This window comes from Luteimonas sp. Soil_C_5, assembly GCF_057656615.1.
Window position 1 is genome coordinate 38,705 of sequence record NZ_JBDGKA010000001.1, and the last position, 17,932, is coordinate 56,636.

General features: G+C 67.9%; 13 protein-coding genes, 1 tRNA gene and 2 pseudogenes. 11 read left to right on the forward strand and 5 right to left on the reverse strand.

Translation table 11 applies throughout. From position 1 onward, the window contains the following. Nucleotides 1-43: 43 nt before the first annotated feature. Nucleotides 44-846, forward strand: a pseudogene (locus AC3A5K_RS00180) (NUDIX hydrolase). After that, on the forward strand, nucleotides 843-1,709 hold the full coding sequence (locus tag AC3A5K_RS00185; RefSeq protein WP_487615509.1) for a sulfurtransferase: 867 nt from the start codon (nucleotides 843-845) through the stop codon (nucleotides 1,707-1,709). Before AC3A5K_RS00180 ends, AC3A5K_RS00185 begins: the two are co-directional and overlap by 4 nt. A 309-nt stretch (nucleotides 1,710-2,018) precedes the next feature. Here the strand turns inward: AC3A5K_RS00185 and AC3A5K_RS00190 are convergent, their stop codons facing one another. The 3 genes and pseudogenes from AC3A5K_RS00190 to uvrA all read right to left on the reverse strand — a co-directional run. Further along, complete coding sequence (locus tag AC3A5K_RS00190) at nucleotides 2,019-2,777, reverse strand: enoyl-CoA hydratase/isomerase family protein (protein WP_487615510.1); 759 nt, start codon at nucleotides 2,775-2,777, stop codon at nucleotides 2,019-2,021. Between the two features lie 104 nt (nucleotides 2,778-2,881). Next, entirely contained in the window at nucleotides 2,882-3,295 is a 414-nt protein-coding gene (locus AC3A5K_RS00195) for an acyl-CoA thioesterase (RefSeq protein ID WP_487615511.1), read from the reverse strand. A gap of 176 nt (nucleotides 3,296-3,471) precedes the next feature. Next, a pseudogene (gene uvrA, locus AC3A5K_RS00200) lies at nucleotides 3,472-6,369 on the reverse strand (excinuclease ABC subunit UvrA); the annotation flags it as partial. A gap of 371 nt (nucleotides 6,370-6,740) precedes the next feature. On the opposite strand from uvrA, the gene rplU reads away from it, so the two are divergent. The 3 genes from rplU to cgtA all read left to right on the forward strand — a co-directional run bounded on the left by rplU (nucleotide 6,741) and on the right by cgtA (nucleotide 8,571). After that, nucleotides 6,741-7,058 carry a 50S ribosomal protein L21 gene (rplU, locus tag AC3A5K_RS00205; protein ID WP_487615512.1) on the forward strand — a complete coding sequence of 106 codons (318 nt, stop codon included), beginning with the start codon at nucleotides 6,741-6,743 and terminating at the stop codon, nucleotides 7,056-7,058. A gap of 12 nt (nucleotides 7,059-7,070) precedes the next feature. Continuing rightward, nucleotides 7,071-7,331 carry a 50S ribosomal protein L27 gene (gene rpmA / locus AC3A5K_RS00210; RefSeq protein ID WP_487615513.1) on the forward strand — a complete coding sequence of 87 codons (261 nt, stop codon included), beginning with the start codon at nucleotides 7,071-7,073 and terminating at the stop codon, nucleotides 7,329-7,331. A gap of 199 nt (nucleotides 7,332-7,530) precedes the next feature. Next, on the forward strand, nucleotides 7,531-8,571 hold the full coding sequence (gene cgtA / locus AC3A5K_RS00215; protein ID WP_487615514.1) for an Obg family GTPase CgtA: 1,041 nt from the start codon (nucleotides 7,531-7,533) through the stop codon (nucleotides 8,569-8,571). Between the two features lie 304 nt (nucleotides 8,572-8,875). Here the strand turns inward: cgtA and rpsT are convergent, their stop codons facing one another. Further along, entirely contained in the window at nucleotides 8,876-9,148 is a 273-nt protein-coding gene (rpsT, locus tag AC3A5K_RS00220; protein WP_096208933.1) for a 30S ribosomal protein S20, read from the reverse strand. Between the two features lie 178 nt (nucleotides 9,149-9,326). On the opposite strand from rpsT, the gene murJ reads away from it, so the two are divergent. The 6 genes from murJ to AC3A5K_RS00250 all read left to right on the forward strand — a co-directional run bounded on the left by murJ (nucleotide 9,327) and on the right by AC3A5K_RS00250 (nucleotide 16,720). Next, nucleotides 9,327-10,871, forward strand: a complete 1,545-nt coding sequence (gene murJ / locus AC3A5K_RS00225) for a murein biosynthesis integral membrane protein MurJ (protein WP_487616279.1) — start codon at nucleotides 9,327-9,329, stop codon at nucleotides 10,869-10,871. Between the two features lie 112 nt (nucleotides 10,872-10,983). Further along, nucleotides 10,984-11,967 carry a bifunctional riboflavin kinase/FAD synthetase gene (locus AC3A5K_RS00230; protein ID WP_487615515.1) on the forward strand — a complete coding sequence of 328 codons (984 nt, stop codon included), beginning with the start codon at nucleotides 10,984-10,986 and terminating at the stop codon, nucleotides 11,965-11,967. Nucleotides 11,968-12,032: 65 nt separating this feature from the next. Beyond that, nucleotides 12,033-14,846, forward strand: coding sequence for an isoleucine--tRNA ligase (ileS, locus tag AC3A5K_RS00235; protein WP_487616280.1), 2,814 nt, complete (start codon nucleotides 12,033-12,035; stop codon nucleotides 14,844-14,846). Continuing rightward, a complete protein-coding gene (gene lspA, locus AC3A5K_RS00240) occupies nucleotides 14,846-15,343 on the forward strand; it encodes a signal peptidase II (protein ID WP_487615516.1) in 498 nt (165 codons plus the stop codon). Before ileS ends, lspA begins: the two co-directional genes overlap by 1 nt. A 314-nt stretch (nucleotides 15,344-15,657) precedes the next feature. Further along, on the forward strand, nucleotides 15,658-16,608 hold the full coding sequence (gene ispH, locus AC3A5K_RS00245; RefSeq protein WP_487615517.1) for a 4-hydroxy-3-methylbut-2-enyl diphosphate reductase: 951 nt from the start codon (nucleotides 15,658-15,660) through the stop codon (nucleotides 16,606-16,608). A 36-nt stretch (nucleotides 16,609-16,644) separates the two neighbouring features. Further along, nucleotides 16,645-16,720 (forward strand) — tRNA-Thr (locus AC3A5K_RS00250). Nucleotides 16,721-16,769: 49 nt separating this feature from the next. On the opposite strand, the gene AC3A5K_RS00255 is transcribed toward AC3A5K_RS00250, so the two are convergent. After that, nucleotides 16,770-17,897 (reverse strand): sensor domain-containing diguanylate cyclase, encoded by a 1,128-nt coding sequence (locus tag AC3A5K_RS00255; protein ID WP_487615518.1) that lies wholly within the window; start codon nucleotides 17,895-17,897, stop codon nucleotides 16,770-16,772. Nucleotides 17,898-17,932: the final 35 nt, after the last annotated feature.

The following is a 17,932-nucleotide window of genomic DNA, read 5'->3' on the forward strand; positions in this document are numbered from 1 at the left end:
GTCGGGTTCGGCGTGGGCGGTGCGCGACCGCTAGAATCGAGGCATGGATTCGATCCCCCGCGCAGTGCTGACCCCCTGCACCGGCGTCTGCACCATCGACGAACACCAGCGCTGTCACGGCTGCCTGCGCACGCTGGCCGAAATCGGCGGCTGGCTGCAGATGAGCGATGCCGAACGCCAGCGCATGATGGACGAGGTGCTGCCCGCGCGTGAGGCCGCGCGTCGATGACGCTGGCCGCTGCAGATCTGCGGCGTCTGCTGCATCCGCTGGACCGCGTGCCGACCACGCGCGGCTGGAACGTCGATGAACTCGATGGACTGCTCTCGCCCGATCTCGCGCTGCGCGAGGCCGCGGTGCTCGTCGGACTGATCCGCCGTGAGCACGGCCTGCATGCGCTGCTGACGCGGCGCACCGACACCCTGCGCCACCACGCGGGTCAGGTCAGTTTCCCTGGCGGCCGGCTCGAGCCGGAGGATGGTGGCCCGTTGCAGGCCGCGTTGCGCGAGGCGCAGGAAGAGGTCGGCCTGGCACCGGCGCAGGCCGCGCCGCTGGGTTACCTCGATCCGCTGGCCACGATCACCGGCTACCGGGTCATCCCGGTCGTGGCGATGCTCGATCCCGACTTCGAGCCGGTGCCGGATCCTGGCGAAGTGGCGGATGTGTTTGAGGCGCCACTGGCCTTCCTGATGGCGCCGGAGCGATTGCGGCGCGTGGACATCGAGTTCGGCGGACGCGTCCGGCACGTGCTGGAGTACGAAGCGCTGGCCGGCGCACCGACGCACCGGATCTGGGGCGTGACCGCATCGATCCTGTTGAATCTGCGCGAGCATCTGGAGCGCCTGTGAGCCTGCCGTGGACCACCCTCGTGGATGCGACGACGCTGGCGGATGCCCTCGGCGATTCCCGTCTGCGCATCGTCGATTGCCGCTTCACGCTGGCGGTCGCGGGCGCGTCGGATGGCGCCGGTGAAGCGGCGTGGCGCGCAGGCCACGTTCCAGGCGCGGTGTATGCGCATCTCGAACGCGACCTCTCGGGGCCCAGGGGCCCGGGCCTCGGTCGCCACCCGTGGCCGGGTGCCGATGCGTTCGCTGTGACGCTGTCGCGCCTCGGCATAGCGCCCGGCATGCAGGTGGTCGTCTACGACGACAGCGACGGCGCATTTGCCGCACGCCTGTGGTGGCTGCTGCGCAGCTTCGGCCACCAGGAAGTCGCCGTGCTCGATGGGGGCTGGGCGGCCTGGTGTGCACTCGAGCTTCCGGTCGAAACGACGGTGCCCCATGTCGACGCGGCGCCGCCGAGTGCCGGAAGCTTCGACGAAGCACGCCTGCTGCGTGATGCCGACGCCGTACAGCGTCATCTCGATGCCGGCGGCCTGCTGCTCGACGCCCGCGCGGGCGCACGCTTCCGCGGTGAAGTCGAACCGCTGGATCCACGCGCAGGCCATGTGCCGGGTGCGCGCAACCGGCCCTATGCCGAGAATCTCGACAACGGTTGTTTCAAATCGGCCGGGTCGCTCGCGTCGGAGTTCGACGCGCTGCTCGGCGGGCACGCGCCGGCCGATGTCGCGGTGATGTGCGGATCGGGCGTCACCGCCTGTCACCACCTGCTGGCGATGGCGCATGCGGGACGCGAGGGCGCGAAGTTGTATGCGCCATCGTGGAGCGGCTGGGTGGATGCGCCACAGCGTGAGGTCGCGGTCGGGGCCTGAGCGCGTCCCGGTTGCGGGCGACCAACGGCCTGGATCGAGGGTGTGGGGCAGGCTGTTCGAAACGGCCGGGGCGTATCGCCACCCCATCAATACGGGTCCCGGCGAGCGCAGACGCACGTCTGTTGGAAGTTACCGGGATGAAGGTACGAGCGAATCCCTGACGCGATCGATCTGCCTCGTCGGGCGACGAGGCCTCCCAGTCACGTGCACGAACCCCAAAGCCGTCGCCCCATCGGCTTTCGACAGACGAGTATCTGGTCAAGCTTGGCGCCACTTGATGCTGCGTACAGCGGATGGACCGACCGAACCTCAGCGGCCCAGTCTGGCCACCAGCGCCCGCAGGCCCGCCTGCGTATCCGGCGCATGCCAGGCCTCGACGAGGCGATCCAGTTCGATGTTGTCTTCCGACAACGCGTCCACCAGATCCGCCCGGGCAATCGCGCGGGTTTCCAGCATCGGCGCGCGGGGCAGGGCGAGCAGGGATTCGAGCCAGAGGCGCGCGCGCAGCGACACTTCGTCGATGCCGGCCAGTTCGTCCACCAGCCCCAGACGCAGTGCCTCGTCGGCATCGACCAGCAGGCCGCCGACGATCAGACGTTCCGCCTGACGGGCACCGATCGTGCGCCGCATCAGCCGCTGGATGCCGTCCGGCGCGACCAGTCCGACCTGGGTTTCGTTGAGGCCGATGCGGTAGGCGCCCGATGCCATGACGCGGTAGTCGCAACACAGCGCCAGCACGCAGCCGCCTGCCGGCGCGTGACCTGCAAGCGCGGCGACGACCGGCATCGGTGCGCCGGCCAGTGCACGCGCGCCGGCGAAGAACGCGTCCCAGGCATCGCGCAACGATGCGCTGTCGGGCAGCGCCAGCAGATGCGGCACGTCGAGGCCACCGGAGAATACTTTCGGGCCACCGGCCAGCACCACGCCGCCGATGCCATCCGCGGCCGCGGCGTCGATCGCATCACGCAACGCGAGGCACAACGTCGGGTCGAGCGCGTTCACCGGCGGACGCGCGAGCGTCAGCTCGCGGATCGGGCCGTGGTCCTGGATTTCGATCAGCGGGGACATCGCGCGGCTCCTTCGGATGGAAGCCGCATGTTAGCCGTTGCCGGATACGCGCCTGTGCGCGTACCGGAACAACCGGACATCGCGGCCGAAGCCGCGTCCGCGGTTCAACCCGCGGCGGCGAGCATCTTCGCGCGCACGGGCTCGGGCAGCGCCTTCGGCCGTCCGGTTGCACGGTCGATCCATACGATCACCACGTGGCCTTCGGCGTGCAGTGTGGCGCCGTCGTCGGAGACGATGCGGTGGCCGATCGTCACGCTGGTGTTGCCGAGACGCTCGGCCAGCAGTTCGACGACGATCTTCGACGGATACGGGATCGGCACCTTGTAGCTCATCTGCACCGCGGCCAGCAACGGCGCGATCTCGTCGGTGACCCAGGGCTCGCCCACGGTGTCGAACCAGCGGATGCGCGCTTCTTCGAGGTAGGTCATGAAGTTGGAATTGTTGACGTGGTTGAACGCATCGAGATCGCGCCAGCGCAACTCGATCGGCATCCGGATCATCACGTTCGACGCGCTCATGCCTTGGCTCCCTTCTTCTTCGGCGCCTGCTTCGCGCCGGTTTTCTTCGTGCTCGGCTGCGCCGCTTCGGACGCCTCCGGATCGGCCTGCTTCGAGCCGGCCTTCATCAGTTCCGCGCGTACCTTCGCATCGGCTTCGGCGGCCTTCGTGGACGCCCCCTTGCGCGGCAAGGGCTTGGGCAGATGCGTCGTCGCCTTGCGCGCCAGCTTGCGTTCCGGCTTCGGCGCTGCCGGTTCCGGCAGCTTGGCCTCGAGCAGGCGCGCGAGGAACTGGCCGGTATGCGACTGCGGCATCGCCGCGACCTGCTCGGGCGTGCCCTCGGCGATGATCTGGCCGCCGCGATGGCCGCCTTCCGGACCGAGATCGACCACCCAGTCCGCGGTCTTGATGACGTCGAGGTTGTGCTCGATCACCACCACCGTATTGCCGTCGTCGCGCAGCTTGTGCAGCACGGCGAGCAGATGCTCGATGTCGTGGAAGTGCAGGCCGGTCGTCGGTTCGTCGAGGATGTAGAGGGTGCGGCCGGTGTCTCGGCGCGAGAGTTCCTTCGACAGCTTGACGCGCTGCGCCTCGCCGCCCGACAGCGTGGTCGCGCTCTGGCCGAGCTTGACGTAGCTCAGGCCCACGTCGATCAGCGTTTCGAGCTTGCGCGCGATCGGCGGCAGGTTCTCGAACAGGCCCAGGGCATCTTCGACCGTCATTTCCAGCACGTCGTGGATGCTGTGGCCCTTGTAGAGGATCTCCAGCGTTTCGCGGTTGTAGCGCTTGCCGTGGCACACGTCGCAGGGCACGTAGACGTCGGGCAGGAAGTGCATCTCCACCTTCAGCAGGCCGTCGCCCTGGCAGGCCTCGCAACGGCCGCCGCGCACGTTGAAGCTGAAGCGTCCAGCCGCGTAACCACGGGCACGCGATTCCGGCACCTGCGCGAACAGTTCGCGCAACGGCGTGAACAGCCCGGTGTAGGTCGCCGGGTTCGAACGCGGCGTACGGCCGATCGGCGACTGGTCGATGTCGACGACCTTGTCGAACATGTCGAGGCCTTCGATCTCGCGGTACGGCGCCGCCTTGTGCGAGGCGCCGTTGATCTCGTTCGCGGCGAGCGAATGCAGGGTGTCGTTGATCAGCGTGGACTTGCCCGAGCCGGACACGCCGGTGATCGCGGTGAACAGGCCGGAGTGGATCGTCAGGTCGACGTTCTTGAGGTTGTGGCCCGAAGCGCCGAGCAGCTTGAGCTGCATCTTCGGATTCGGCTTGTGCCGCTTGGTCGGAATCTCGATGCGCTTGCGGCCGCTGAGGTACTGGCCGGTCAGCGAACGCGGCGCATTGAGTACGTCCTCGTACGAGCCCTGGGCGACGACTTCGCCGCCGTGCACGCCGGCGCCGGGGCCTATGTCGACGATGTGGTCGGCGAGGCGGATCGCGTCCTCGTCATGCTCGACGACGATGACCGTATTGCCGAGGTCGCGCAGGCGCGTCAGCGTGCCCAGCAGACGCTCGTTGTCGCGCTGGTGCAGGCCGATCGACGGCTCGTCGAGCACGTACATCACGCCCACCAGACCGGCGCCGATCTGCGACGCCAGGCGGATGCGCTGCGCTTCGCCGCCCGACAGCGTGTCGGCCTTGCGTTCCAGCGTCAGGTAGTCGAGACCGACATCGACAAGGAAGCTCAGACGTTCGCCGATTTCCTTGACGATCTTGGCCGCGATCTCGCCGCGCCAGCCCGGCAGCTCCATCGTGCTGAAGAACGACAGCGCCTCGTCGATCGGCAGCACGATGATCGACTGCATCGGCCGGTCGGCGACGAACACGTTGCGCGCGGAGCGGTTGAGGCGCGCACCGCCGCAATCCGGGCACGGCCGTTCGCTGATGTACTTCGACAGTTCCTCGCGCACCGCGGACGACTCGGTCTCGCGGTAGCGACGCTCGAGGTTCGGCACGATGCCTTCGAAGCGGTGCTTGCGCTGGGTGCGCGCGCCCGAATCGGTGATGTAGGTGAAGCTGATGGTCTCGGTGCCGCTGCCGAACAGCACCGCATCGCGCGCCGCCTTCGACAGTTCCTGCCACGGCGTGTCGACGTCGAAACCGTAGTGCTTGGACAGCGACTGCAGCAGCTGGAAGTAGTACGCGTTGCGGCGGTCCCAGCCGCGCACCGCGCCCGCGGCCAGCGACAGCTCGGGGTGTACGACGACGCGGTCGGGATCGAAGAACTCGCTCACGCCCAGGCCGTCGCAGGTCTGGCAGGCGCCGATCGGCGAATTGAACGAGAACAGGCGCGGTTCGAGTTCCGGCAGCGCGTAATCGCAGACCGGGCAGCTGTACTTGGACGAGAACAGCTGCGGCGCGACGGAGGCATCGTCGATCGCCTGCACCGACACCATGCCTTCGCCGAGCTTGAGCGCGGTCTCGAAGGATTCGGCCAGGCGCTGCTTCATGTCCTCGCGGACCTTGAAGCGGTCGATCACGGCCTCGATCGTGTGCTTCTGGCGCAGGGCGAGCGTGGGCAGGCCGTCGATCTCGTAGAGCACGCCGTCGACACGCACGCGCACATACCCCTGCGCGCGCAGTTGCTCGAACACCTGGGCGTGTTCGCCCTTGCGCTCGCGCACGACCGGCGCCAGCAGCATCCAGCGCTGTTCGGGATCGAGGGTCAGCACGTGATCGACCATCTGGCTGACCGTCTGGGCTTCCAGCGGGTAGCCGTGGTCCGGGCAGCGCGGACTGCCGACGCGCGCATAGAGCAGGCGCAGGTAGTCGTAGATCTCGGTGATCGTGCCGACCGTCGAACGCGGGTTGTGCGAGGTCGATTTCTGCTCGATCGAGATCGCCGGCGACAGACCTTCGATATGGTCGATGTCGGGCTTTTCCATCACGCTGAGGAACTGGCGCGCGTACGACGACAGCGACTCGACGTAGCGGCGCTGGCCTTCGGCGTAGATCGTGTCGAACGCGAGCGACGACTTGCCCGAGCCCGACAGGCCGGTGACCACGATCAGCTTGTCGCGCGGCAGATCGAGATCGATGTTCTTGAGATTGTGGGTACGGGCACCGCGAATGCGGATGGTGTCCATCGCCATCGACTTGGAATCCGGTTGGGAGCGGGGGAGGGCGGTCCAGACCCGATCGCGACGCCTGGGCGTGTGCGGGACGGGCAGTCGATCAGACTACCGAGGCGGGTAGATGGGGGCAAACCCGGCAACGACCAGTGTGCGGGCGCCGCGTCGCAGCCTGTGAGACCGCGCGGCGTTCAGGCAGGTGCACGGCCGACACGCGGGGCGGGGCGCGGCGATGAGCCACCTGCGGAGCGCTTCACCGGCGTGCGGCGGCAGATGCGGGGGCAGGTTGACCGCAAGTGGCTGAGTCCATTAGAATTCCGCGCCTGTCCGCCCTGGTTGGCGGTCAGAAACAAGAATAACTACAGAATCAACACCGATACGAGAGGCTCCACATGTACGCAGTACTGGTCACCGGCGGTAAGCAATACCGCGTGGCGCAGGGCGAAACGCTCCGCGTCGAGAAGCTCGAGGCCGAAGCCGGCAACGAGATCACCTTCGACAACATCCTGATGCTCGGCGACAGCGATGGCATCAAGCTCGGCGACGCCCTCAAGGGCGCCAGCGTCACGGCCAAGGTCGTGAGCCACGGCCGCGCCGACAAGATCCGCATCATCAAGTTCCGTCGCCGCAAGCACCACATGAAGCGTCAGGGACACCGTCAGCATTACACCGAAATCGAGATCACCGGCATCGCCGGTGGCAAGAAGTAAGGAGCAGCAGTCATGGCACACAAAAAGGGCGTAGGTTCCTCGCGCAACGGCCGCGACTCCAACCCGAAGTACCTGGGCGTCAAGATCTTCGGTGGCCAGGACATCGAAGCCGGCAACATCATCGTGCGTCAGCGCGGCACCCAGTTCCATCCGGGCGCCGGCGTCGGCCTGGGTCGTGACCACACGCTGTTCGCGCTGGTCGACGGCAAGGTGGAATTCGCGACCAAGGGTCCGAAGAACCGCCGCACCGTGAGCGTCGTCGCCGAGGCCTGAGCCTCCCGCGATGCGTGATCTCCGAAAGCCCCGCTTCGGCGGGGTTTTTCGTTGGTGGAGCCGGGGTGGGTGATTCGTAATTCGTGATTCGGCGAAGCGTGCCTGCTTTGCGATTTGCGCGCGACGCCCCACATAGATCTTGTTCCTGCAGTGCGCTTGCGTTTTCCAATCACGAATCACCACTTACGAATCACGCCTTATGAAACTCGTCGACGAAGTTGAAATCACCGTGACCGCCGGCACCGGCGGCAATGGCTGTGTCGGATTCCGGCGCGAGAAGTTCATTCCGCTCGGCGGCCCCGATGGCGGCGACGGTGGCGACGGCGGCAGCGTGTGGATCGAAGCCAACGAGAACCTCAATACGCTGGTCGACTTCCGTCACCAGACGATGTTCCGCGCCCAGCGCGGTGAGGGCGGCATGGGACGGCAGATGTACGGCAAGGGCGGCGACCAGCTGTCGATCGTCGTGCCCGTGGGCACGGTCGTGCACAACGTCACCACCGACGAGGTGATCGGTGATCTGACCGAGCATGGTCAGCGACTGCTGGTCGCGCGTGGCGGCCGCGGTGGTCTGGGCAACATGCATTTCAAGAGTTCGACCAACCGTTCGCCGCGCCAGTCGACGGCGGGCGAGCCGGGCGAGGAGCGCACGCTCCGGCTCGAGCTCAAGCTGCTGGCCGACGTGGGCCTGCTGGGCTTTCCGAACGCCGGCAAGAGCACCCTGATCCGTGCGGTCTCGGCGGCCACGCCGAAGGTCGCCGATTACCCGTTCACCACGCTGTATCCCAATCTGGGCGTGGTCAGCGTGGAGCCGGCGCGCAGTTTCGTCATCGCCGACATTCCCGGCCTGATCGAGGGCGCGGCCGATGGCGCCGGCCTCGGCGCACTGTTCCTGCGCCACATCCAGCGCACGCGTCTGCTGCTGCACCTTGTGGAAATCCAGCCGCTCGACGGCACTGATCCGGTCGACCAGGTGCGCGCGATCGAGCGCGAGCTGGAGAAGTTCGATACCGGCCTGCTCGACAAGCCGCGCTGGCTGCTGGTCAACAAGGCGGACACGCTGCTGCCCGAAGAGGCCGAGGCGGAAGCGGCGCGCGTCATCGCCACGCTGGGCTGGACCGGGCCGTGGTTCCTCGTCTCGGGCCTGGCCCACGACGGCACGCGCGAGGTGATGCTGAAGGTGCAGGCCGCTCTCGACGAGCTGGATCGCAGCGAACGCGAAGCGGCCGACGCGCTCTGACCCGCGAAGGCGGGCGGATCGCATTGCGCGGCCTGCTCGACACGCACGAAAAACCCGGCCATCTGCCGGGTTTTTTATTGCGCCGGTCGCCGGCCAGCGCTGTCGGAAGCGCTAGCGCCTCGGCCGATGCGCCGTCGCCCGGATTTCGTCCGCTACATTGCAGTCGTGCGCACAGCAGCAGGTTGCGGGCTGCTGCGCCGACCCGACGTCTGCTTCGCTTCCGGGCAGTCGGAACGCAAACGGAAAAACCCGGCCGAGGCCGGGTTCTTCTTGCATCGTCGACCGCCGAAGCGGTCGGCAGGACTCAGGCAGCGGCCTTGAGTGCCTTGATGCGCGCGGTCAGGCGGCTCTTGTGGCGAGCAGCCTTGTTCTTGTGGATCAGACCACGCGAGCTGAAACGGTCGAGGATCGGCTGGGCGACGTTGAACGCCTCCTGTGCGCCGGTCGCGTCGTTGGCGTCGAGTGCCTTGAGCACCTTCTTGACGGCGGTGCGGAGCTGCGAGCGCTGGGCGGAGTTGCGCGCGTTGCGCACAACGGTCTGCTTGGCGCGCTTCTTGGCGGACTTGATGTTTGCCACGATGGATTCCTGGAAGCTGGACGTGTGAAAATCCGGCGTCGCCGGACGAATGGAAATTTGAGCAGGAAATTATGGGTGTTTCAGTCACTTGCGTCAACATGCCCGGCATGAACGGGACCATCCGGTGACGGCGCCCGATCCGGCGGCCGCCAGTCCGACGCCGAACCGGCGCGGCGGACTGCTGCGTTCGAGCGCGGTGTTCAGCGCGATGACCCTGATCTCGCGGATCGCCGGCTTTGCCCGCGACATGCTGCAGGCGACGCTGTTCGGGACCGGTGGGGCGATGAGCGCCTTCATTGTCGCCTATCGCATCCCGAATTTCCTGCGCCGTGTGTTCGCCGAAGGCTCGATGGCGATGGCCTTCGTGCCGGTGCTCAACGAGATCAAGCAGCGCGAAGACCGCGCGGCGCTGAAATCCTTCATCGATCACATGGCCGGCGCACTGTGCGCGGTGGTGCTGGTGGTCTGCGCACTGGGCATGCTGCTGGCGCCGCTGATCGCGCGCGTGTTCGCACCGGGCTGGGTCGATCAGCCCGAATTGCTTGCGCAGACCGCGCAGATGCTGCGGATCACCTTCCCGTACCTGCTCTTCATCTCGCTGATGTCGCTGTCGGCGTCGATCCTCAACAGCCATGGCCGGTTCGCGCTGCCGGCGTTCACCCCGGTGCTGCACAACCTGACGATGATCGCCGCGATGCTGTGGCTGGCGCCGCGCTTCGAGCTGCCGCCGGAAGGGCTGGCCTGGGGCGTGCTGATCGCAGGATTCCTGCAGCTCGCACTGCTGTGGCCGATGCTCGGCAGGCTGGGCCTGCGCCCGCGCTTCCGTCCCGGGTTCGGGCATCCGGAAGTACGCAAGGTGGGCAAGCTGATGCTGCCGACGCTGTTCTCGTCGTCGGTGGCGCAGGTGAACCTGATCGTCGGCACCGCGTTCGCGTCGCTGCTGGCGGCGGGCAGCGTCGACTGGCTGTACTACTCCGACCGGCTGATCGAGTTTCCGCTCGGTCTGTTCGGCGTGGCGCTGGGTACGGTGATCCTGCCGCACCTGTCGCGCCGCCATGCCGCCGAAGACGCACAGGGCTACAGCCATTCGCTGGACTGGGCCTTGCGCATGGCGCTGCTGGCGGGCGTGCCGGCGGGCCTCGGCCTGCTGCTGCTGGCCGAGCCGATCACCGCGACGGTCTTCAACTACGGCGAATTCGGCGCGCGCGACACGCGCATGGCGGCGATCAGCCTCACTGCGATGAGCCTCGGCGTCCCGGCCTTCATGCTGAGCAAGGTGCTGGCGCCGGCCTTTTTCGCGCGCCAGGACACGAAGACGCCGATGCGCGCGGCGATCTGGACGGTCGCGGCGAACGTGGTGCTGACGATCGTGTTGACCACGCCGCTGTGGCTGTACGACATTCCGGGCGCACATGGCGGCATCGCGCTGGCGACCGCGCTGGCAGGCTTGGTCAACGCGGCGCTGCTGTGGCGCTACCTGCGCCAGCGCGGCATCTTCGCGCCGGAGCCGGGCTGGGGTGCCTACCTCGTGCGCCTGCTGGGCGCCTGTGTGGCGATGGCGGCGGTGGTTCTGGTCCTGCGCGTCTGGGTGGGCGACTGGACCGAGATCACCGGCGTCTGGCACCGCGTGGGCTGGCTGGCGCTGACGATCGGCGCCGGCGCCGCGGCTTACGGCGTCGCGATGATCGCGCTGGGGTTACGGCCGCGGCACCTGCGCCACTGACCGGCGCTCGAGCGCGAGGCGGCTGAACCCGGCCCAGGCCGGGTCGCGGCTATACTTGCCGGTCACTTTTTTCCGCGGGCGTGCACTGGTGCGCCCGCCGCAACGGACCCACATGAGCAGGCTGTTCCGCGACATCGCCGGCGGGCCCCTCTGTGCCGACGGCAGCGTGGTCTGCATCGGCGCGTTCGATGGGCTGCACCTCGGGCACCAGGCGCTGGTGCGCCACGCGGTGGAGCGGGCGCAGGCGCTGGGCGTCGAAGCCGCCGCCCTGAGTTTCGAGCCGCTGCCCCGCGAGTTCTTCGCCGCCGCGTCGCCGCCGCCGCGTCTCGGGCCGGTGCGCGCGAAGGTCGAAGGCCTGCGTGCGCTGGGTGCCGACGTGGTGGGTCTGCTGCGCTTCGATGCGCGCATGGCCGCGATGTCGCCCGAGGCCTTCGTCGACGCCGTACTGGTGCAGCGCCTGCGCGCACGCGAAGTCTGGGTGGGCCCGGGTTTCCGCTTCGGCCACAAGCGCGCCGGCGATCTGGCGACGCTGCAGGCGCTGGGTCGCGAGGCGGGATTCGCCGCCGGCGAGATCGAACCGCTGGTGATCGACGGCGAGCGCGTGTCGAGCACCCATATCCGCACTGCACTGGTCGCCGGTGATTTCGACCACGCCGCGCGTCTGCTCGGACGGCCCTATGCGGTGTCCGGGCGCGTGGTGCGCGGCAAGCAGCTGGGCCGCACGCTGGGTTACCCCACCGCGAATCTGCGCTTCGGCGGCAAGGTGCCGGCGCTGCGCGGCATCTACGCCACGCGCGTGCACGGCGTAGGCGATGCGCCCTGGCCGTCGGTGTCCAGCTTCGGCACGCGGCCGACCGTCGGCGGTGTCGAGCCGCTGCTCGAAGCACACCTGTTCGATTTCGAGGGCGACCTCTACGGGCGCCGCATCGAGGTCGAGTTCGTCGCACGGTTGCGCGACGAGGAAAGATTCGACGACCTGCCCAGCCTGGTCGTCCAGATGGACCGCGACGCCGAACAGGCCCGACGCGTGCTGGCCGCTGCCGGCACGGCCGACGACACTCCACGACACGAACCGCAACGACAGGACTACGCGTGAGCGCAGAGGCCAGCAACTCCAACCCCTACAAGTCGACGATCCATCTGCCGGCGACCGAGTTCCCGATGCGCGGCGATCTGCCCAAGCGCGAGCCGACGACGCTCGCACGCTGGGAGGAAGACGGCCTGTACGCGCAGCTGCGCGCGCATGCGAAGGGGCGTCCGCAGTTCGTGCTGCATGACGGTCCGCCGTATGCGAACGGCTCGATCCATCTCGGCCACGCGGTCAACAAGATCCTCAAGGACATCATCGTCAAGTCCAAGGGCATGGCGGGTTTCGATGCGCCCTATATTCCGGGCTGGGATTGCCACGGCCTGCCGATCGAGATCGCAATCGAGAAGAAGTGGGGCAAGGTCGGCGTCAAGCTCGATGCGGTCGAGTTCCGGCAGAAGTGCCGCGAGTACGCCAACGAGCAGATCGACATCCAGCGTCGCGACTTCAAGCGCCTGGGCGTGCTGGGCGACTGGGACAACCCGTACAAGACGCTCGATTTCCGCTTCGAGGCGAACGAGATCCGCGCACTGGCCAAGGTCGTCGACAACGGGCACCTGACCCGCGGCGTGAAGCCGGTGCACTGGTGTTTCGACTGCGGCTCGGCGCTGGCCGAAGCCGAGATCGAATATGCCGACAAGGTGTCGCCGGCCATCGACGTCGCCTACGCCGCGCGCGACAGCGCGGCCTTCGCGCATGCCTTCGGCGCCACGTTGCCGTCAGACGTCGAGATCGCACTGCCGATCTGGACCACCACCCCGTGGACGCTGCCGGCATCGCTGGCGGTGTCGCTGGGCGCGGATCTCGAATACGTGCTGGTCGAAGGGCCGGCGCGCGAGGGCGGGCGTCGCTGGCTCGTGCTGGCCGACGCGCTGGCCCAACGTGCGCTGCAGCGTTACGGCATCGACGGCGACCCCGTCGTGCATGGACGCGTCGCCGGCAGCTCGCTCGAGCACCTGGTGCTCGCGCATCCGTTCTATGCCGAGCGCGACATTCCGGTGATCCTCGGCGACCACGTCTCCGACGAGGACGGCACCGGCGCCGTGCACACCGCGCCCGGCCACGGTCAGGAGGACTACGTGGTCGGCAAGGCCTATGGCCTGCTCGACCGCTATTCCGCCGCGCAGATCAATCCGGTCGACGGTCGCGGCGTCTATCTGCCGTCGACGCCGCCCGCGGGCGAGACCGTGCTCGCCGGTCTGCACATCTGGAAGGCCAACGACGTCATCGTCGAAGTACTGCGCGCGGGCGGCACGCTGCTCGCGCTCGCGAAGCTCGAGCACAGCTATCCGCATTGCTGGCGCCACAAGACGCCGATCGCGTTCCGCGCGACGCCGCAGTGGTTCATCTCGATGTCGCAGGCCAACCTGCGCAACGACGCGCTGGCCGCGATCAGGAACGTGACCTGGTATCCCGAGTGGGGCCAGGCGCGCATCGCCGGCATGGTCGAAGGACGTCCGGACTGGACGATCTCGCGCCAGCGCACCTGGGGCGTGCCGATCGCGCTGTTCGTGCATCGCGAGACCGGCGAGCCGCATCCGCGCAGCACCGAGCTGATGCGCGACGTCGCCGAGCGCGTCGAGCAGCACGGCGTCGATGTCTGGTACACGCTGGATGCCAGCGAGCTGCTGGGCGACGAAGCGGCGGACTACGACCGGATCACCGACATCCTCGACGTCTGGTTCGATTCCGGCATCACCCACGAAGGCGTGCTGCTCGAGCGTGGTCTCGGCAAGCCGGCCGATCTGTACCTCGAAGGCTCGGACCAGCATCGCGGCTGGTTCCAGTCCTCGCTGCTGACCGGTGTCGCGATCGACAAGGCCGCGCCGTACCGCCAGTGCCTGACGCACGGTTTCACCGTCGACGAGCACGGCCGCAAGATGTCGAAGTCGCTCGGCAACGGCATCGAGCCGCAGGACATCATGAAGACGCTGGGCGCCGACATCCTGCGCCTGTGGATCGCCTCGGCCGACTACAGCAACGAGATGTCGCTGTCGCAGGAAATCCTCAAGCGCAATGCCGACGCCTACCGCCGCATCCGCAATACCGCGCGCTTCCTGCTCGGCAATCTCGCCGGTTTCGAGCCCGCGCAGCATCTGCTGGCGCCGACCGACATGGTCGCGCTGGACCGCTGGATCGTGCATCGCGCCCACGGCCTGCAGCAGAAGATCGCCGAGGCCTACGCGCGTTACGACTTCGCCGAGATCGTGCAGGCGCTGTCGAACTTCTGCAGCGTCGATCTCGGCTCGCTGTATCTCGACGTCACCAAGGACCGGCTCTACACGATGCCGGAGCACTCGGCCGGCCGGCGCAGCGCGCAGACGGCGATGTATCACGTGCTCGAAGCCTTCGCGCGCTGGATCGCGCCGATTCTCAGCTTCACCGCCGACGAGCTGTGGGCCTATCTGCCTGCGCCCGCGCAGGGTGTGCGCGAGGCCAATGTGCAGTTCGCCACGTGGTATCCGGGCCTGACGCCGCTGGACGGCGAGGCGCCGTGGTCGCCGCAGGATTTCGACCGCGTACTGGAGCTGCGAGAGCGCGTAGCCAAGGTGCTTGAACCGATGCGCGCCAGTGGCGAGATCGGCGCGGCGCTGGATGCGGAAATCGAACTGCGTTGCAGCGTCTCGGACGCGAACTGGCTGTCGCCGGTCGTCGACGAGCTGCGCTTCCTGCTGATCAGCGGCGACGTGCAACTGGTCGAGGACGCCGGGGCAACCGGCATCGGCATCGCGGCCCAGGTGACCAGCAAGGCCAAGTGCGTGCGCTGCTGGCAGCGCCGCGACGACGTCGGCGCGACGGCCGAGCATCCGGAGCTGTGTGGCCGCTGCGTCACCAACATCCAGAGCGACGGCCGCGGTGGCGGCGGCGAGACCCGGAGGTGGTTCTGATGGCCACGGTCAAACCGAATGCACTGCCGTGGCTGGTGCTGTCGATCGTCGTCATCGCGCTCGACCAGCTGACCAAGTGGTGGGTGCTGACCTCGCTGCCCGAGTACACCGCCATCCCCGTCATCGAGGGGTTCTGGAACTGGTACCGCACCTACAACACCGGCGCGGCCTTCAGCTTCCTCGCCGATGCGGGCGGCTGGCAGAAGTGGTTCTTCACCATCCTGGCGATCGTGATTTCCGGCGTGCTGGCGTTCTGGCTGTCGCGCACGCCGCGCAGCGACTGGCGGACGGCGCTGCCGTTCGCGCTGGTTATCGGCGGTGCGATCGGCAATGTGATCGACCGGCAGATCCACGGCCACGTGGTCGACTTCATCCAGTGGCACTGGCAGGACCATTACTGGCCGGCCTTCAACCTGGCGGACGCGGCGATTGTCGGCGGCGCGATCGGCATCGCGCTGTTCGGTTTCATCGGTGGCAAGGACGCGGCGAAGAAATAGGCCGAATCGAGGCCGGTTGATCGTGCGGCTGAATGTTGGCACGGGCTGCTTGGCCTCAGTGGCGAGCGGCGAGCAGCGCATGCGTTGACGATGCCGCGTGGCCGTCTTGCCCTCGATCTCGTCGGCGTTCGTCCTGGGCCTGTTCATCGTGGACATCGGCTCGGCGGGCTCGGATGGCCTGAACCGCGGCCCCGGCGCCCGTGCAGTGGCCATACAGTCCTGCCGGCGGCGAACCGGAAAGGCCGCCTCGCGTCCCGGCACGCGCCGCGCAGCGTTCCACCGGCGTTGCCGGCCATCCGGGTAAACTGCGCGCCATGGATATCGTGCTCGCCAATCCCCGCGGATTCTGCGCCGGCGTCGACCGTGCGATCGAGATCGTCAAGCGTGCGATCGAGACGCTCGGTGCGCCGATCTACGTGCGCCACGAAGTGGTGCACAACCGTTTCGTGGTCGAAGACCTGAAGCGTCGCGGCGCGATCTTCGTCGAGGAACTCGACGAGGTGCCCGACGGTGTCACCGTGATCTTCAGCGCCCATGGCGTGTCGCAGGCCGTCCGCGAGGAAGCCGCGCGTCGCGGCCTCAAGGTGTTCGACGCGACCTGTCCGCTGGTGACCAAGGTGCATTTCGAGGTCGCGCGCCATTGCCGCGCCGGCCGCGACGTGGTGCTGATCGGTCATGAGGGCCATCCGGAAGTCGAAGGCACGATGGGCCAGTGGCGCGCCGAAATGGGCAGCGGCTCGATCTATCTCGTCGAGGACGAAGCCGACGTCGCCGCGCTGGTGGTCAACCAGCCGGAGAACCTCGCCTACACCACGCAGACCACGCTGTCGGTCGACGACACCCGCGGCGTCATCGCGGCGCTGCGCGCGAAATTCCCGGTGCTGCAGGGGCCGAAGAACGACGACATCTGCTATGCCACACAGAACCGCCAGGACGCGGTGCGCGATCTCGCGCGCGAATGCGACCTGGTGCTGGTGGTCGGTTCGCCCAACAGCTCCAACTCCAATCGCCTGCGCGAGCTTGCCGAGCGCGACGGCGTGGAGGCCTATCTGATCGACGGCGCGCAGGAAATCGACCCGCGCTGGGTCGAAGGCCGGCAGCACATCGGCGTCACCGCCGGCGCCTCGGCCCCCGACGTGCTGGTGCAGGGCGTGCTGGACCGGCTGCTTGAGCTGGGGGCGGGCGGCATCCGCGAGCTGTCCGGCGAGCCGGAAAACATGGTCTTCGCCCTGCCCAAGGAACTGCGGCTGCAACTGGTCGATTGACCGCACGCCGCGCGCTCCCTAGAATTCGCGTCCCAAGCCGGAATAGCTCAGTTGGTAGAGCGGCGCATTCGTAATGCGTAGGTCGTAGGTTCGATTCCTATTTCCGGCACCAGTTCTACGAAACAGGCGACCTCCGGGTCGCCTTTTTCGTGCGCGCGGACTCAGGCCGGCTCGATCCGGTCCCGTCCGCCGGCTTTGGCGCGGTACAGGGCGGCGTCCGCATCGCGAATCCATTCCGACAGCGCGGTGTGCGTTGCGCGGGTTTCGGCCAGGCCGATGCTGATCGTGCAGGTCAGGCCGGGTTCGGCCTCGAAGCGCAGGGCGGTGACCGCCGCGCGTACGTGTTCGGCGACCGCGAGGCCGCGCGCGCGATCCGCCGCGGTCAGCAGGAGCGCGAACTCGTCGCCGCCGAAGCGCGCGGGAATGTCGTCGGCGCGCGCCGCATCGCGCAGCACGGCTGCGACCTGCCGGATGACGACATCGCCCATGCCGTGGCCGTAGCGGTCGTTGATGTCCTTGAACCGGTCCAGATCCACCAGCAGGAGAACAGCCGGGCGGCTGCTGCGCTGGAACATCAGGAAGGCATGGGCGGCGCGCTCGTCGAAATGGCGGCGGTTGGGCAGTTCGCTGGCCGAGTCGGTCAGGCTGGCCCGCGCCAGCTGACGGTTCTGGCGGGCATTGGTGCGCCCTAGCCGGTAGGTCACCACGCTCAGTGCCATCTGGTAGCCGAACAGCAGCGGCAGGCAGGCGAGCGCCGTGCGCAGCGAGGTGTCGGGTGCAAATGGACGGCCGCTCGCCAGCCACACCAGCGCCAGGCCGATCACGAAGGCGGGCAATGCGCGTCTGAGCAGTCGCCAGCCGCCGGCGGCATAGCGGTCGGCGACCAGCACGCTGATCATCACCGCGCTCGGCAGCAGGTTGAACGCGATCGCGGCGATCCACGCACCGCCCGCGATGGCGTCGACGATGAGGCTGCGGTATTCGACGGCGGCCGGATCGCGCGCGCGACGCGCCAGCCACCACGCGAGATGCGGCCAGCCGAGTGCGTTGAGCGCGAGCAGCCCCCAGACCCACGCCGGCGCGTCGCGTTCCAGCAGCACCGAGGCGATCGGAAGCGCGCACAACACCGTGCCCAGCATGCGCATGCGATGGATGCGGGTCACGAAATGCAGAGCCGGCGTGCGCGACCGATCGGCGATGTCGTCGTAGTACGGCACGGAGTGGGCCACCGGTTCGGCAACGATGCGGCTCGATTGTAGTGGCGCAGGCCGGCGGCACGTCACGGGCATGTGTCGAAGCGTGTCGGGCAACCGGTCCGGAAGGT

What these genes read in the sequence shown, in the direction of transcription:
- cgtA (WP_487615514.1), top strand. Translation starts at nt 7,531, where the DNA reads ATGAAACTCGTCGACGAAGTTGAAATCACCGTGACCGCCGGCACCGGC.
- rplU (WP_487615512.1), top strand. Translation starts at nt 6,741, where the DNA reads ATGTACGCAGTACTGGTCACCGGCGGTAAGCAATACCGCGTGGCGCAG.
- AC3A5K_RS00195 (WP_487615511.1), bottom strand. Translation starts at nt 3,295, where the DNA reads ATGAGCGCGTCGAACGTGATGATCCGGATGCCGATCGAGTTGCGCTGG.
- AC3A5K_RS00230 (WP_487615515.1), top strand. Translation starts at nt 10,984, where the DNA reads ATGAGCAGGCTGTTCCGCGACATCGCCGGCGGGCCCCTCTGTGCCGAC.
- AC3A5K_RS00255 (WP_487615518.1), bottom strand. Translation starts at nt 17,897, where the DNA reads ATGCCCGTGACGTGCCGCCGGCCTGCGCCACTACAATCGAGCCGCATC.
- ileS (WP_487616280.1), top strand. Translation starts at nt 12,033, where the DNA reads ATGCGCGGCGATCTGCCCAAGCGCGAGCCGACGACGCTCGCACGCTGG.
- AC3A5K_RS00190 (WP_487615510.1), bottom strand. Translation starts at nt 2,777, where the DNA reads ATGTCCCCGCTGATCGAAATCCAGGACCACGGCCCGATCCGCGAGCTG.
- ispH (WP_487615517.1), top strand. Translation starts at nt 15,658, where the DNA reads ATGGATATCGTGCTCGCCAATCCCCGCGGATTCTGCGCCGGCGTCGAC.
- lspA (WP_487615516.1), top strand. Translation starts at nt 14,846, where the DNA reads ATGGCCACGGTCAAACCGAATGCACTGCCGTGGCTGGTGCTGTCGATC.
- rpmA (WP_487615513.1), top strand. Translation starts at nt 7,071, where the DNA reads ATGGCACACAAAAAGGGCGTAGGTTCCTCGCGCAACGGCCGCGACTCC.